At 67.6% G+C, this 16,002-nt stretch carries 13 protein-coding genes; 11 read left to right on the forward strand and 2 right to left on the reverse strand.

Features of this window, described 5'->3' with window-relative positions:
- The first annotated feature begins 2 nt into the window (after positions 1 to 2).
- The 6 genes from hflC (at position 3) to MBR110_RS09035 (ending at position 6,661) form a co-directional block, all read left to right on the forward strand.
- Positions 3 to 902, forward strand: coding sequence for a protease modulator HflC (gene hflC, locus MBR110_RS09010; protein WP_011884961.1), 900 nt, complete (start codon positions 3 to 5; stop codon positions 900 to 902).
- A 38-nt stretch (positions 903 to 940) separates the two neighbouring features.
- The gene (locus tag MBR110_RS09015; protein ID WP_011884960.1) at positions 941 to 1,132 is read left to right on the forward strand and encodes a DUF2065 domain-containing protein; all 192 of its coding nucleotides are present in this window, start codon (positions 941 to 943) and stop codon (positions 1,130 to 1,132) included.
- A gap of 106 nt (positions 1,133 to 1,238) precedes the next feature.
- Positions 1,239 to 2,387, forward strand: a complete 1,149-nt coding sequence (locus MBR110_RS09020; protein WP_011884959.1) for an ATP phosphoribosyltransferase regulatory subunit — start codon at positions 1,239 to 1,241, stop codon at positions 2,385 to 2,387.
- A gap of 113 nt (positions 2,388 to 2,500) precedes the next feature.
- Positions 2,501 to 3,847 (forward strand): adenylosuccinate synthase, encoded by a 1,347-nt coding sequence (locus MBR110_RS09025; protein WP_011884958.1) that lies wholly within the window; start codon positions 2,501 to 2,503, stop codon positions 3,845 to 3,847.
- Between the two features lie 7 nt (positions 3,848 to 3,854).
- On the forward strand, positions 3,855 to 4,451 hold the full coding sequence (locus MBR110_RS09030; RefSeq protein WP_014723093.1) for a phosphoribosyltransferase: 597 nt from the start codon (positions 3,855 to 3,857) through the stop codon (positions 4,449 to 4,451).
- 296 nt (positions 4,452 to 4,747) lie between these two features.
- Positions 4,748 to 6,661 carry a potassium transporter Kup gene (locus tag MBR110_RS09035; protein ID WP_011884956.1) on the forward strand — a complete coding sequence of 638 codons (1,914 nt, stop codon included), beginning with the start codon at positions 4,748 to 4,750 and terminating at the stop codon, positions 6,659 to 6,661.
- 388 nt (positions 6,662 to 7,049) lie between these two features.
- On the opposite strand, the gene MBR110_RS09040 is transcribed toward MBR110_RS09035, so the two are convergent.
- Positions 7,050 to 9,377 carry a Tex family protein gene (locus tag MBR110_RS09040; protein ID WP_045579058.1) on the reverse strand — a complete coding sequence of 776 codons (2,328 nt, stop codon included), beginning with the start codon at positions 9,375 to 9,377 and terminating at the stop codon, positions 7,050 to 7,052.
- A gap of 160 nt (positions 9,378 to 9,537) precedes the next feature.
- Between MBR110_RS09040 and MBR110_RS09045 the strand changes: the two genes are divergently transcribed.
- From MBR110_RS09045 to MBR110_RS09055, 3 genes are all read left to right on the forward strand, one after another.
- A complete protein-coding gene (locus tag MBR110_RS09045; protein ID WP_011884954.1) occupies positions 9,538 to 10,290 on the forward strand; it encodes a hypothetical protein in 753 nt (250 codons plus the stop codon).
- Between the two features lie 77 nt (positions 10,291 to 10,367).
- The gene (locus MBR110_RS09050; RefSeq protein WP_011884953.1) at positions 10,368 to 10,583 is read left to right on the forward strand and encodes a YdcH family protein; all 216 of its coding nucleotides are present in this window, start codon (positions 10,368 to 10,370) and stop codon (positions 10,581 to 10,583) included.
- 55 nt (positions 10,584 to 10,638) lie between these two features.
- On the forward strand, positions 10,639 to 12,888 hold the full coding sequence (locus MBR110_RS09055; RefSeq protein ID WP_011884952.1) for an ATP-dependent DNA helicase: 2,250 nt from the start codon (positions 10,639 to 10,641) through the stop codon (positions 12,886 to 12,888).
- 81 nt (positions 12,889 to 12,969) lie between these two features.
- Here MBR110_RS09055 and MBR110_RS09060 read toward each other — a convergent pair whose 3' ends face one another.
- The gene (locus tag MBR110_RS09060; protein ID WP_011884951.1) at positions 12,970 to 13,794 is read right to left on the reverse strand and encodes an outer membrane protein assembly factor BamD; all 825 of its coding nucleotides are present in this window, start codon (positions 13,792 to 13,794) and stop codon (positions 12,970 to 12,972) included.
- Between the two features lie 41 nt (positions 13,795 to 13,835).
- Here MBR110_RS09060 and MBR110_RS09065 point away from each other — a divergent pair, with 41 nt between their 5' ends.
- Positions 13,836 to 15,041 carry an RluA family pseudouridine synthase gene (locus MBR110_RS09065; protein ID WP_011884950.1) on the forward strand — a complete coding sequence of 402 codons (1,206 nt, stop codon included), beginning with the start codon at positions 13,836 to 13,838 and terminating at the stop codon, positions 15,039 to 15,041.
- Positions 15,042 to 15,047: 6 nt separating this feature from the next.
- Positions 15,048 to 15,887: a peptidoglycan editing factor PgeF gene (pgeF, locus tag MBR110_RS09070; protein ID WP_011884949.1), complete on the forward strand. Its 840-nt coding sequence runs from the start codon at positions 15,048 to 15,050 to the stop codon at positions 15,885 to 15,887.
- Positions 15,888 to 16,002 lie beyond the last annotated feature (115 nt).

The following is a 16,002-nucleotide window of genomic DNA, read 5'->3' on the forward strand; positions in this document are numbered from 1 at the left end:
ACATGAATCGAATCATTGCGCTCGTCGTCGCAATCGTGATCGCCGCGTTCGCGGCTTCGTCGACGGTGCTGAGCGTGGACCCGCGCCATGCGGCCGTGCTGTCCGGCCGCGACGGCGGGCAGCCGCAGCTCGCCGGCCCCGGCATCCACTTCAAGCTGCCGCCGCCGCTGCAGACGGCGACGCTGATCGACACGCGCCTGCAATCGCTCGAGTCGACGGACCCGCTGCAACTGGCCACCGAAGACAAGCACGATCTGCTCGTCGCGTATGCGCTCAAGTATCGGATCGACGATCCGATGAAGTATTTCACGGCCACCGGCGGCGACCCGACGGCCGCCACCGAACGCCTCGCCGATGCGCTGAAGGGCGCGCTCGGCGACGCCTTCGCGAAGCGCGCGCTCGACGACGCGCTCGGCGACCAGCGCGACATCGCGAACGCGGCGCGCGACGCGGTGCGGGCAAAGGCGGCGGGCTTCGGCGTGGACGTGGTCGACGTCCAGCTGACGCGCGTCGACTTGCCGGCCGCGCAGACGGACGCCGTCTATCAGCGGATGATCGCGGCGTTGCGCGACCAGGCCGCGCGCGTGCGCGCCGAAGGCGCGGCGGATGTCGAGCAGATCAAGGCCGACGCCGAGCGCGATCAGCAGGCGGTGCTCGCGAACGCATACAAGTCGGCGCAGACGATCAAGGGCGAGGGCGATGCGAAGGCCGCGTCGATCGCCGCGGACGCGTTCGGCCGCGATCCGCAGTTCTATCAGTTTTACGCGAGCCTGCAGGCTTACCGGAACACGTTCAAGCGCAACGACGTCATCGTCGTCGATCCCGACAGCGAGTTCTTCCGCTTCATGCGCAGCCCGACGGGCGGTGCCGCCGCGCCGGCGCCCGCTCCCCGCAAACACTGACTTTTTGGGGTGCCGCGACGAGCGGCGCCGTCGCTCGCATGGATCTGGCTGGCTCGTTGTTGCTCGCGGTAGCACTGATGCTGATTATCGAGGGAGCGTTCCCTTTCGTGTTTCCCGTCGCATGGCGCGACACGTTTCGTAGAATAGCGGAGCGGCCGCCGCATCATATCCGGATCGGCGGGCTCATCGTGATGGCGCTCGGGCTCGTCCTGCTGCTGTTCGCCACCTGAACCGGACGGCGCACCGGCCGTTCGTTCCGCCCGATTTCGATTTCCCATTTCCGATTCATCTCGCGGCGCGCAAAGTCGCGCTGTTTCCCGTCGTAGGACCGTACCGATGTCGACCTGGTTACTTCCCGAGAATATCGCCGACGTACTGCCGTCGGAAGCGCGCAAGATCGAGGAGCTGCGCCGCAGGCTGCTCGACCGCTTCCGTTCTTACGGCTACGAAATGGTGATGCCGCCGCTGCTCGAGTACCTCGAGTCGCTGCTGACGAGCGGCGGCGCCGACCTGCGGCTGCGCACCTTCAAGCTGGTCGATCAGCTGTCGGGCCGCACGCTCGGTCTGCGCGCCGACATCACGCCGCAGGTCGCGCGGATCGACGCGCACCTGCTGAACCGCCAGGGCGTCACGCGCCTCTGCTACGCCGGCCACGTGATGCACACGCGCCCGCGCGGTCTGCACGCGACGCGCGAGCAGATCCAGATCGGCGCCGAAATCTACGGGCATGCGGGGCTGGAAGCCGACCTGGAGATCCAGCAGCTGATGCTCGACGCGCTGCATCTCGCGGGGCTGTCGCGGATTCGTCTGGACCTTTGCCATGCGGGCGTGCTCGCGGCGCTGCTCGCGCGCGATGCGCAGGCCGCCGCGCGCGGCGAAGCGCTGTACGACGCGCTGTCGGGCAAGGATGTGCCGCTGCTGCACGAGCTGACCGACGATCTCGGCGCCGACACGCGCGCGGCGCTGCGCGCGCTGCCGCACCTGTACGGCGACGCGAGCGTGCTCGACGAAGCGCGGGCGCGGCTGCCCGTGCTGCCGGAAATCACGCGCGCGCTGGACGATCTCGCGCAGCTCGCGGCGAGCGCGAAGGGCGTCGAAGTCGCCGTCGATCTCGCCGATCTGCGCGGCTATGCGTACCACAGCGGCGCAATGTTTACCGCTTACATCGACGGCGTGCCCAACGCGATCGCGCGCGGCGGCCGCTACGACCACGTGGGTCAGGCATACGGCCGGGCGCGCCCGGCGACGGGTTTCTCGCTCGACCTGCGCGAGCTCGCGCGGATTTCCCCGGTCGAGGCGCGCGGCACCGCGATTCTCGCGCCCTGGGCGCAGGACGATGCACTCAGCGCGGCCGTCGCCGCGCTGCGCGATGCGGGCGAGGTCGTGATCCAGGCACTGCCCGGTCACGACCACGTGCTCGACGAGTTCGCATGCGACCGTTCGCTCGTCGAACGTGCGGGCGCATGGGTGGTCGAGCCCCGTTAAACAGGCGTTCGCGGGCCGTCGTTCGGCGTGCATATCGTTGAAGCGAAACGGAAAAATTCGGAATCGCCCGCGAACATAGGTAGAATACGTTTTTAACCAGCTAACGAATCAACATGTCTGCCAGCGCAGTGAACGTGACTCCCGGGCGCAACGTCGTCGTCGTGGGAACGCAATGGGGTGATGAAGGCAAGGGCAAGATCGTCGACTGGCTGACGGACCACGCTCAGGGCGTCGTGCGTTTCCAGGGCGGTCACAACGCCGGCCACACCCTCATCATCGGCGGCAAGAAGACCATCTTGCGCCTCATTCCGTCGGGCATCATGCGTGAAGGCGTTGCCTGCTTCATCGGCAACGGCGTCGTGCTGTCCCCCGAGGCACTGTTCAAGGAAATCGGCGAGCTGGAAGAGGCCGGCGTCAACGTGCGCGACCGCCTGTTCATCTCCGAAGCGACCACGCTGATTCTGCCGTACCACATCGCGATCGACCAGGCGCGCGAAGCGCGCAAGGGCGCGGGCAAGATCGGCACGACCGGCCGCGGTATCGGCCCGGCGTACGAAGACAAGGTCGGCCGCCGCGCGCTGCGCGTGCAGGATCTGTTCGATCCGAAGACCTTCGCCGACCGTCTGCGCGAAAACCTCGATTTCCACAACTTCGTGCTGACCCAGTACCTGGGCGGCGCAGCAGTCGATTTCCAGGCCACGCTCGACACGATGCTTGGCTACGCCGATCGTCTGAAGCCGATGGTGGCCGACGTGTCGCGCCGTCTGTACGACGCGAACAACGCCGGTCAGAACCTGCTGTTCGAAGGCGCGCAGGGCACGCTGCTCGACATCGACCACGGCACCTATCCTTTCGTCACGTCGAGCAACTGCGTCGCGGGCGCGGCATCGGCCGGCGCCGGTGTCGGTCCGCAAAAGCTGAACTACATCCTCGGCATCACGAAGGCGTACTGCACGCGCGTCGGCTCGGGCCCGTTCCCGAGCGAGCTGTACGACGCCGACAACCCGCAGCGCCAGGATCAGGTCGGCATCACGCTCGCTAACGTCGGCAAGGAATTTGGTTCGGTCACCGGCCGTCCCCGCCGCACCGGCTGGCTCGACGCGGCGGCGCTGCGCCGCTCGATCCAGATCAACGGCGTGTCGGGCCTGTGCATGACGAAGCTCGACGTGCTCGACGGTCTCGACGAAGTGAAGCTGTGCGTCGGCTACAAGATCGACGGCAAGGACGCGGACATCCTGCCGCGCGGCGCAGCCGACGTCGCACGCTGCGAGCCGGTGTACGAAACGTTCGCCGGCTGGAAGGAAAGCACCGTCGGCATCAAGACGTGGGATGCGCTGCCGGCCAACGCGCGCGCCTACTTGAGCCGCGTGCAGGAAGTGGCCGGCGTGCCGGTCGACATGATTTCGACGGGGCCGGACCGCGACGAAACGATCCTGCTCCGTCATCCGTTCAAGGTGTAATTCGCAGATGACGCAGCAAATGACGATGACGGCGGCAGACTTGATGACCGATCCGCGCAACGACGACAAGAACCTCTGGGTAGGCTGGGACGAGTACCACCGCCTGATCGAGCTGCTGGCGCTCAAGGTTCACGAATCGGGCTGGAAGTTCGACCAGATCCTGTGCCTCGCGCGCGGCGGTCTGCGCGTGGGCGACCAGCTGTCGCGCATCTATGACGTGCCGCTCGCGATCCTCGCGACGAGTTCGTATCGGGAAGCTGCCGGCACCGAGCAGGGCGAGCTCGACATCGCGCAGTACATCACGATGACACGCGGCCATCTCGCGGGCAACGTGCTGCTGGTCGACGATCTCGTCGATTCCGGCGTGACGCTCGCGCGTGTGCAGGAGCATCTGAAGGAGCGCTATCCGGCCGTGACGGCCGTGCGCTCGGCCGTGCTCTGGTACAAGGGTTGCTCGAAGGTCAAGCCCGACTATCACACGCAGTACCTGCCGACGAATCCGTGGATTCATCAGCCGTTCGAGGAGTGGGACACCGTTCGTCCGCACAACCTCGAGGCATGGATCAAACGCGGTCGCGCGCAGCGCGACGGTTCGGGCGCGTAAGCGTCCGGTCGTCCGACCGACAGCCTTGCACGGCGCCGCTTGCGGCGCCGTTTTTTTGTTCGCGATTCGCCCCGCACGATCCGCACGATCGGCACCGCGGCCACGGCAGCCGGACGCCGCCGGTAGGCAGATGGCGCGGCCGCGGCTATGATGGCAGCCCTGCCACAGCTTGCGCAGGAATGCATGCGCGGCGTGACTCACGTGGTTTCAGGGCAACAAGGCAGGACGGTGTTTCAGAGGGGCGCGAGTAGAATAGCGCTCGTTTCGTCCGACCCGGACCGATTATCAAGCTTCATATGAACGACACGACCCAGGCGACCGACGCAGCCCACGCGCATTCGACGCACCAACACTCGATGCAGGCGCTCGCGATAGCGGCTATCGGCGTCGTGTTCGGCGACATCGGCACGAGCCCGCTGTATTCGCTGAAGGAGGCGTTCAGCCCCGCCCACGGCATTCCGCTGACCGAGAGCTCGATCCTCGGCGTGATCTCATTGTTGTTCTGGGCGATCGTGCTCGTGGTCGGCATCAAGTACCTGCTGTTCGTGATGCGCGCCGACAACAACGGGGAAGGCGGCGTGCTCGCGCTGATGGCGCTGTCGCTGCGGCCGCTCGACTCGAAGACGCGAGTGGCCGGCGCGCTGATGGCGCTCGGGATCTTCGGCGCATGCATGTTCTACGGCGATGCCGTGATCACACCGGCGATCTCGGTGATGTCGGCGGTCGAAGGGCTCGAGATCGCGACGCCGCATCTGTCCCACCTCGTGTTGCCGATCACGATCGTGATCCTGATCGCGCTGTTCTGGATCCAGCGCCACGGCACCGCGATGGTCGGCAAGCTGTTCGGGCCGATCATGGTGCTGTGGTTCGTCGCGATCGCGGCGCTGGGCGTCTATCACATCTCGCGCGTGCCGGGCATCGTCGCGGCGATCAACCCGTATTACGCGGCGTCGTTCATGGCCGACCATCTGCTCCAGGCATACGTGGTGCTGGGTTCGGTCGTGCTGGTGCTGACCGGCGCCGAAGCGCTGTACGCCGACATGGGCCACTTCGGTGCAAAACCGATTCGCCTGGCCGCGTACGGGCTCGTGATGCCTTCGCTGGTGCTCAACTACTTCGGCCAGGGCGCGCTGCTGATGCAGAACCCGAAGGCCATCGAGAATCCGTTCTTCCTGATGGCGCCGGAGTGGGCGCTGCTGCCGCTCGTCGTGCTGTCGACGGTCGCGACCGTGATCGCATCGCAGGCCGTGATCTCGGGTGCGTATTCGCTGACGTCGCAGGCGATCCAGCTCGGCTACGTGCCGCGCATGAAGGTGCTGCATACGTCCGAGCTGGCGATCGGCCAGATCTACGTGCCGGTCGTCAACTGGCTGCTGCTGGCGGTGATCCTCTGCATCGTGATCGGCTTCAAGAGCTCAGACAATCTCGCGGCCGCGTACGGGATCGCGGTGACGGCGACGATGGTGATCACCACCGTGCTCGCGGCCGTCGTGATGGTACGGGTGTGGAACTGGAACCGCCTGCTGGTCGGCGCGATCATCGCCGTGTTCCTCGCGGTTGACCTCGGCTTTTTCGGCGCGAACCTGCTGAAGGTCGCGCAGGGCGGCTGGCTGCCGCTCGGCATCGGCGCGCTGCTGTTCTTCCTGCTGATGACCTGGTACAAGGGCCGCCACATCGTCAAGGAGCGCACGGCCGCCGACGGCATTCCGCTCGAGCCGTTCCTGCAGGGGCTGCTCGCGCACCCGCCGCACCGCGTGTCGGGCACGGCCATCTACCTGACGGGCAACGACAAGCTCGTGCCGGTCAGCCTGCTGCACAACCTGAAGCACAACAAGGTGCTGCACGAGCGGACCATTTTCCTCACGTTCGTCACGCGCGACATTCCATACGTGCGCGACGACAAGCGCCTCAGCTCGCGCGATGCGGGCGGCGGCCTCTATATCGTCAAGGCCGAGTACGGCTTCAACGAGACGCCGGACGTGAAGGCCGTGCTCGAGGAATTCGGCCGCACGCACGACATGACGTTCGAGCTGATGGACACGTCGTTCTTCCTCGCGCGCGAGACGGTCGTGCCGACGCATCTGCCGGGCATGTCGATCTGGCGCGAACGCGTGTTCGCGTGGATGCACCAGAACGCGGCGAAGCCGACCGACTTCTTCTCGATTCCGGCGAACCGCGTCGTCGAGCTCGGCACCAAGATCGAGATCTGACCAGCGGCGCGTGCTGCGCTTTCGGCAATCGTGCCGTTCAGTTGAAAAACTGAACGGCATTTTTGTTTTGGCGAAGGCGCGGGGCGGCGCGTTGCGTTTTGAGCCGATGATGGCTGGGCCGCGTGGTCGTCAGGCTCGACGCCGAGCGCATCCAATCGACGACATCCGCTTCCTCCCGTTCGGCGCGAGCTGACCTGTTCCACGCTGCGCGGCGTCCCGCAGCGGCTTCGCCGACATCTCGAATCGCTCATCAATGTAAAACGGCCCGATCGCAGATGCGATCGGGCCGTCGAGTATGCGGCCGGTAGGGCGGAAGGCGTCGTGATCGAGCCGAGCGGCACGACGCCGCAACGGCGGTCGTTGCGCTCGCCCGCGGGCGAGCGCGCGCTCAGCGCTTCAGCTTCGCGAACGCCGCAGCCATCGCGCCGGCCGGCTCCGGCTCGCGCGAGCGTTGCGGGCGGGCCGCGCCGCGGCCGGCGCTGCCGCGGTCCTGGCCGCCGCGCGGCGCGGCGCCGCCGGGGGCGGCAGCTTCGTCGTCCAGGCGCATCGTCAGTGCGATGCGCTGGCGCTTCACGTCGACGTCGAGCACCTTGACCTTGACGACCTGACCGGCCTTCACGACTTCGTGCGGGTCCTTGATGAATTTCGTCGACATCGCGGACACGTGGACGAGGCCGTCCTGATGCACGCCGATGTCCACGAACGCACCGAACGCGGCGACGTTGGTCACGACACCTTCGAGCAGCATGCCGGGCATCAGGTCGGACACCTTCTCGACGCCGTCGCGGAACGTGGCGGTCTTGAATTCGGGCCGCGGATCGCGCCCCGGCTTTTCCAGCTCGGACAGAATGTCGCGCACGGTCGGCAGGCCGAAGCGCTCGTCGACGAATTCAGCCGGCGACAGGCCCGACAGCGCGTCGCGGCTGCCCAGCACGTCGTCGATGCGCTTGTTGATCTTCGCGAGAATCCGCTCGACGACCGGGTAGGCCTCCGGGTGCACCGACGAGCGATCGAGCGGATTCTCGCCGCCGTTGATGCGCAGGAAGCCGGCTGCCTGTTCGAAGGTCTTGTCGCCGAGACGCGGCACCTTGCGCAGGTGGTCGCGCGACGGGAACGGGCCGTTCGCGTCGCGGAAGTCGACGATGTTGCGGGCGAGCGTCGCATTCAGGCCCGACACGCGCGCGAGCAGCGCGACCGACGCGGTATTCGCGTCGACGCCGACCGCGTTCACGCAGTCCTCGACCACCGCGTCGAGCGAGCGGGCCAGTTCGCGCTGGTTCACGTCGTGCTGGTACTGGCCGACGCCGATCGCCTTCGGCTCGATCTTCACGAGTTCGGCGAGCGGGTCCTGCAGGCGCCGCGCGATCGACACGGCGCCGCGCAGCGACACGTCGAGGTCCGGGAATTCCTTTGCGGCCAGCTCGGACGCCGAGTACACCGACGCACCGGCCTCCGATACGACGATCTTCTGCAAGCGCAATTCCGGATGCTTGGCGATCAGTTCGCTCGCGAGCTTGTCGGTTTCGCGCGAAGCGGTGCCGTTGCCGATGCTGATCAGCTCCGCTTGCGTCTGCGCGGCGATGCGCGCGAGCTTCGCGAGCGAGCCGTCCCAGTCGCGGCGCGGCTCGTGCGGGTAGATCGTGTCGGTTGCGAGCAGCTTGCCGGTGCGATCGACGACGGCGACCTTCACGCCCGTGCGCAGACCGGGGTCGAGGCCGATCACGGCCTTCGGGCCGGCCGGCGCGGCGAGCAGCAGATCCTTCAGGTTGCGCGCGAACACGCGGATCGCCTCGGCTTCGGCCGTCTCGCGCAGTTGCGTGAGCAGCTCGTTCTCGATATGCGGCTGCACCTTGACGCGCCAGCACCAGCGGCACACGTCGGACAGCCATTTGTCGGCCGGCCGGTTCTGGTTCGCGATGCCGAAATGGCGCGCGATCATCGCTTCGCCCGGGTGCGGAACCTGTGCGTCGAGTTCGTCGCCGAGGCCGAGCTTGACGGTCAGCACGCCGGCGTTGCGGCCGCGGAACAGTGCGAGCGCGCGGTGCGACGGCACGGTGCGGAGCGTTTCCGAGTAGTCGTAGTAGTCGCGGAACTTCTCGCCTTCCTCGTTTTCCTTGCCCTCGACGACGGCCGACGACACGACGCCCTGGCTATGCAGGTAATCGCGCAGCTTGCCGAGCAGCTCGGCCGTTTCGCCGAATTGCTCGGACAGGATGTCGCGTGCGCCGTCGAGCGCCGCCTTGACGTCGGCGACGCCCTTGTCGGCGTCGACGTATGCGGCGGCTTCCGTCTGCGGATCGAGCAGCGGGTTCGCGAGCAGTGCGTGCGCGAGCGGCTCGAGGCCAGCTTCGCGGGCGATCTGCGCGCGCGTGCGGCGCTTCGGCTTGTACGGCAGATAGAGATCTTCGAGCACCTGCTTGCTGTCGGCCGCGTCGATCGCGGCGCGCAGCTCGTCGGTCAGCTTGCCCTGTTCGTCGATGCTCGCCAGGATCGTCGCGCGGCGATCCTCGAGCTCGCGCAGATACAGCAGGCGTTCCTCGAGCTGGCGCAGTTGCGTGTCGTCCAGATTGCCCGTCACTTCCTTGCGGTACCGGGCAATGAACGGAACGGTCGAGCCTTCGTCGAGGAGTTGCACCGCCGCCGCGACCTGGCGCGGCTGGACGGACAGTTCGGTGGCGATGCGCTGTACGATCTTGAGTGCTACGGTTTCCGTCATGTCGTGGATGATCTGCCTGGCTGAAATCGCGGCGCGGGCCGGCAGGCCGCGCTGGCGGCCTGCAACACGGGCCCGCCGGACCGATGCCGCGGGTGAGTGAAGCGGGGCATTTTGCCATAAATGGCGGAGCGTCCAGCCGGGCGGTGATAGAATTTGACCCATGTCCCGCAGCTTTCCTACGACGTTGCCAACTTCCCGCATTTCTCTCGTCGCGCTCGGCGCAGCGCTGGCCGCCGCTTTGTCCGGCGGGTCTGCCGCCGCGTATGCGCAGGCGTCGGGCGCAGCCGCGCCGGATGTCGCAGCCGCCGCGCCCGTCGCCGCTTCCGCCACGCAGGATTTCGACGCCCGTCAAAAAGTGCTCAATCAGCGCTCCGCAGAAAACGATTATCGTTATGCGGTGGCGGAGCACGATTGCTACAGCAAGTTCTTCGTCAATCACTGTCTCGGCAATGCGCGCGACCGGATGCGCGAGGAGCGGGCGAGCATCCGCCAGGAGCAGCTCGCGCTCGACGACGAGCAGCGCGCGGTACGGGCGCAGCAGCGCGACCAGCAGCAGGCGCTGAAGCAGGCGCAGAACGCGGCTGAGGCGCCGCAGCGCGCGGTGACCGACGCGGCGAACGCGGCCGCGTTCCGCGACAAGCAGGAGCAGAATGCACTGAAGCAGGCGCAGCGCGGTGCGGAGGCGCCGCAGCATGCGGCGAGCAAGCAGGCATACGACCAGAAGCAGGCGGATTTCCAGCGCAAGCTCGACCAGGCGCATCAGCAGGCCGCGCAGAAGGCGCAGGAGCGCGCGGACAACGCGACGCGCTATGAGCAGAAGCAGCGCGAAGCCGCCGAGCACAAGGCCGATGTCGCGCGGCGTCAGCAGGAAGCGGCCGAGAAGGCCAAGCAGAAGCAACAGCTGGGGCAGTAACGTGTTGGATTGAACCGGAGTCAGTCTCGTGCGTGCCGGCACGCCAGCCGGCGCGCTGCTTCGATGAGGAGGCGCATATGCAAAACCGTCCCACGGAACAGCAGCAGGAATTGCACAACCGTTTGGCTGCACTGCAGGAGCAGCATCGGCAGCTCGCTCGGGAGATCGAGCTGAAGGAAGGACACTCCGACATCGACGACGTCACGTTGCACCGCCTGAAGAAGGAAAAGCTGGCGGCCAAGGACAAAATCATTTTGCTGCAATCGCAGCTGGAACCGGATAAGCGCGCCTGAGCGCGGCCTGGCAAGCGCCGGCGCCGCCCGGGCGCTGGACACAGGAACGCTTGCCTTGAACTCACCGCTTGAAGCCAATCCCGATGCCCGGCGTGACACGTCGTCCGCCGGGCGCGCCCGCGCGCCCGCAGGCACGTTCGAGCTGAGCCGCAAGCGCGTCGACGAGCTCGATACGATCTTCGGCGCCGACGGGCTGCTCGCGCGCGCGCTCGACGGCTATCATCCGCGCCAGTCCCAGATCGAGATGGCGCGGGCGGTGGCGTCGGCGATGGAGGCGTCCGCGCGTCGGATGCCCGATCCGGAAATCTTCGAAACCCGCAAGCGGCCGGCGCGCCGCCTCGGCGAAGGCGCCGCTGACAAGGCAGCGCAAGCCGGCGCGGACGACGCCGCGGCCGAGGCCGACAGCGACGCCGCGGACAACACGCTGATCGTCGAGGCCGGCACCGGCACCGGCAAGACCTACGCCTACCTGGTGCCCGCGATGCTGTGGGGCGGCAAGGTGATCGTGTCGACCGGCACGAAGCACTTGCAGGACCAGCTGTTCCAGCGCGACATCCCGACCGTGCGCAACGCGCTGGCGGTGCCCGTGACGGTCGCGATGCTCAAGGGCCGCGCCAACTACCTGTGCCATTACTACCTGCAGCGCACCGCCGACAACGGCCGCCTGCCGTCGCGGCAGGACACCGCGTATCTGCAGGAGATCGTCCGTTTCGCGAAGGTGACGAAGAGCGGCGACAAGGCCGAGCTCGCGAGCGTGCCGGAGACGGCGCCCGTGTGGTCGATGGTCACGTCGACGCGCGACAACTGCCTCGGCCAGGAGTGCCCGCATTACAAGGAGTGCTTCGTGATGCAGGCGCGTCGCGAAGCGCAGCAGGCCGACATCGTCGTGGTCAACCATCACCTGTTCTTCGCGGACATCATGCTGCGCGACACCGGGATGGCCGAACTGCTGCCGAACGCGAACACGGTGATCTTCGACGAAGCGCACCAGTTGCCGGAGACGGCCACGCTGTTTTTCGGCGAGACGCTGTCGACCACGCAGATCCTCGAACTGGCGCGCGATACCGTCGCCGAGGGCTTGAGCCATGCGCGCGATGCGGTCGAGTGGGTGAAGCTCGGCGGCGATCTGGAGCGTGCCGCGCGCGATCTGCGGCTCGCGTTCGCGAACGATCAGATCGTGCGCATGTCGCTCGCGCAGCTCGGTGACGATCACCCGATGTTCGCCGCGCTCGACGCGCTCGAGGTCGCACTCGATGCGCTCGCCTCGGCGCTCGCGGGGCAGGCCGAGCGTGCAGAATCGCTCGGCGCATGCCTGCGGCGCGCGCGCGAACTGCAGGCGCTGCTGGCGGGCTGGGTCGCGCCCGGCGCCGCGCAGGCGGCAGCGGATGCCGACGCGCGAGCGGCCGGCAACGACGGGGCTGCCGACGACCCGAACGAGAAGGTGCGCTGGGTCGAAGTGTTCGCGCATACGGTCCAGTTGCACGAGACGCCGCTGTCGGTCGCGCCGATTTTCGCGAAGCAGCGCGCCGGCGTGCCGCGTGCATGGGTATTCACGTCGGCGACGCTGTCCGTGCGCGGCGACTTCACGCACTACGCGGCGCAGATGGGGCTCAGCTCGCGCCGCTCGATGACGCTCGCGAGCCCGTTCGACTATCAGACGCAGGGGCTGCTGTACGTGCCGCGCAACCTGCCGCAACCGTCGTCGCCCGGATTCACCGACGCGGTGTTCGACGCGGCGCTGCCGGCGATCGAGGCGTCGGGCGGCGGCGTGTTCATGCTGTGCACGACGCTGCGCGCGGTCGACCGGATCGCATCGAAGCTGCGCGACGTGATCGAGTCGCGCGGCTGGAAGACGCCGCTGCTGGTGCAGGGCGACGCGAGCCGGACCGAGCTGCTCGATCGCTTTCGTGCGTACGGCAATGCGATCTTGGTCGGTAGCCAGAGTTTCTGGGAAGGCGTGGACGTGCGCGGCGATGCGCTGTCGCTCGTCGTGATCGACAAGCTGCCGTTCGCGCCGCCCGACGATCCGGTGCTGGCTGCGCGGCTCGACGCGCTGACCAAGAAGGGCCTCAGCCCGTTCGCCGTGCATCAGCTGCCGCAGGCGGTGATCACGCTGAAGCAGGGCGCCGGCCGCCTGATCCGTGCCGAAACCGACCGCGGCGTGCTGATGATCTGCGACACGCGGCTCGTGGACAAGCCTTACGGTCGCCGGATCTGGCAAAGCCTGCCGCCGTTCAAGCGCACGCGCGAGATCGCGGTCGTGCAGGACTTCTTCGACGATCATCGCGCCGGAAAGAGCGCGTGATCGAGGCGCCCGCTGCACGGGCGTCGGCAACAAAAAACCCGGCTCGATGGCCGGGTTTTTTGTTGCTGCGGCGAGCGACGCTCAGAACTGCCACCACGACCGCTTCGCGCCGGGGCGTGAATGGCCGGTGATGTACGGGCTGTCCGGGAACGTTCCTGCGAGCACGCGCTTCGTGTCTTCCGCGAGCTGCGGCTGGTTCAGCTTGCCGTACGACAGGACCATGATGTGCAGCGCGTCCTCGATCGCCGGCGCGCCCTTGTAGTCCTTGATCGCGAGCTGCGCGCGGTTGATCGCCGCGACGTACGCGCCGCGCCGATAGTAGTAATCGGCCGCATGCACTTCGTGCGACGCCAGCGCGTTGACGATGTAGCGCATCCGCGCGGCGGCGTCGGGTGCGTACTTGCTCTTCGGATAGCGGTCGACGACGACCTTGAACGCATCGTACGACTCGCGCAGCGCCTGCGGGTCGCGCTCGCTCATGTCCTGGCCGGAGAAGCGGCCGAACAGCCCGAGATCGTCGTTGAAGTGGATCATCCCCTTCAGGTAGTACGCGTACGGGATGTCCGGGTGATCGGGGTGAAGCTGGATGAAGCGGTCGACGGCCTGATCGGCGGCGGCCGCTTCGTTGTCCTTCCAGTTGCAGTACGCGACGTTGATCTGCGCCTGTTGCGCGAAATGGCCGAACGGATCGCGGCCTTGCAGCGATTCGAAATATTTCGCGCATTTGCCCCAGTCGCCGCCGGACAGTGCGTCCTGGGCCTCTGAGTATAATTTGTTGTTCGACCAGGTAGCCGTCTCGTCCTGCTTCTGCGGCAAGCCGTGGCAGCCGGCGATGAGGGCCGCGGCCGCTACCGCCGCAGCTCGGGCGGCGACGGTTTTGGCCGTACGTTTGGTCGAATTCATCATGCTCGCATGTCCTAGCTTCAAGTCTCGGTGACCCAGTCTAAATGACCCGTTCAAGTTCGCAGAATGCCCCGCGGGGCAAGTCAGATCGCGAAGATTATAGCCCAAGCGCCCGGCCCGCCGACGCTGCATCGGGGGATTCCGTCGATGACGATCTGCCCGCCGCTGCGTTGCAGCCGGCTGCCGGCCCGTCGGCGGCGGCCGACGCTGCGCCGCGCGTCGTCGAAGTGCCGCTGTCGCTCGCCGGCGAGCGCCTCGACAAGGCGCTCGCCCAGTTGTTTCCCGAATTCTCGCGCAGCCGTCTGCAGAGCTGGATCGAGGCTCAGCGCGTGCTGATCGACGGCGCGCCGGCGAAGATCCGCCAGCCCGTGCCGCTCGGCGCGAAGATCGAGCTCGTGCCCGATCTGCTTCCGGAACAGCTCGCGTTCGCCGCTGAGCCGGTGCCGCTCGACGTGATCTACGAGGACGACGCGCTCGTCGTCATCAACAAGCCGGCCGGCCTCGTCGTCCATCCGGCCGCCGGCAACTGGAGCGGCACGCTGCTGAACGGCTTGCTGCACCGCTACGGCGACGCGGCGGCCGGCCTGCCGCGGGCGGGCATCGTCCACCGGCTCGACAAGGAAACGTCGGGGCTGATGGTGGTCGCCCGCACGCTCGCCGCGCAGACGGACCTCGTGCGCCAGCTGCAGGCGCGCACGGTGAAGCGCCGCTACTTCGCGCTCGTGTGGGGCACCATGCCCGAGGAAGGCACGATCGACGCGCCGATCGGGCGCGATCCGCGCGAGCGCACGCGCATGGCGGTCGTCACCGGCGCGTCGGGCAAGCCCGCACGCACCCATTTCCGCACGGTTGACACATGCGTGTGGCAACGTCAGCCGGTGTCGGCGATCCAGTGCGACCTCGAAACCGGCCGCACGCACCAGATCCGTGTGCACTGCTCGCATGCGGGCCATCCGTTGCTCGGCGATCCGGTCTACGGGCGCGCACGCGGCAAGCGCTCGGTCACGCCGCTGCCGAACGGCTTCGCACGTCAGGCGCTGCACGCATGGCGGCTCGGTCTCGTGCATCCGGTCACGGGCAAGACGATGCAGTGGCGCTGCCCGTTGCCGGACGACATGAACGAGCTGGTCGCCGCACTCGGCTTCGGGCAGGGCGACGACGAGTTCGACGACGACGGCATATACGACGATGACGACTTCGGCGGCGAATATCACGACGATGAGTCGTATCAGGACGACGAGGAGGAGTGAGTGCCGATGACGAATCTGGCGCCGTTGACATGGCACGACTGCGTGCGGCCCGACTGGCAGGTGGCGCCGCGCGTGCGCGCGCTGATCACCACGCGCGACGGCGGCGTGAGCGAAGGCCCGTACGGGCGGTGGCAGGCGGGCGCCGCGTTGCCGGGCGGGATGAATCTCGGCCTGCACACGGGTGACGAGCCGGCGCACGTCGCCGAGAACCGCGCGCGTCTGCTCGCGCTCGCGGGGCAGTCGCAGGCGGCGTGGCTCGAGCAGGTCCACGGCGCGCGGATCGTGCGCGCGGACGAGGTGATCGACGCCACGCAGCACACGAGCGCGCCCGTGCAGGCCGACGCGAGCGTGACGGATCGCGCGGGCGTGATGTGTGTCGTGATGGTCGCCGACTGCATGCCGGTGCTGCTGTGCGACGCGCTGGGCCGCGCGGTGGGCGTGGCCCATGCCGGCTGGCGCGGGCTGGCCGCGGGCATCGTCGAGCAGACGGCGGCCCGCGTCGCGGCGCTCGCGGGCGGCGCGGCCGGTGAACTCCACGCCTACCTCGGCCCGTCGATCGGTCCGCATGCGTTCGAAGTGGGCGCCGAGGTGCGCGACGCGTTTCTCGACACGGCTGCGCAGTCGGAGCATGATGACACGCGGCAAGCGTTCGTCGCGATCGACGGCGCGCCCGGCAAGTACCTCGCCGATCTGCCCGCGCTGGCGCGCGTGCGGCTCGCGCGCGCAGGCGTCGTGCGCGTCAGCGGCGGAACCGCCTGCACGGTCGCCGAACGCACGCGCTTCTATTCCTATCGGCGCGATCGTGTGACCGGGCGGATGGCCGCAGCGATCTGGCTGTCCGATTGACACCGGGTCGCGCACTTGCGCGCGCCGCGTGTTGCGCCGCAAAATCGGTTTGTCTCGATATTACCGACGCAATGCGGCGCGGCATGCACACTGGAATGAATAATCGCAAACGCGA

The sequence above is a fragment of the Burkholderia sp. MBR-1 genome (genome assembly GCF_013822785.1).
In the GTDB taxonomy this organism is placed as follows: Bacteria; Pseudomonadota; Gammaproteobacteria; order Burkholderiales; family Burkholderiaceae; genus Burkholderia; species Burkholderia vietnamiensis.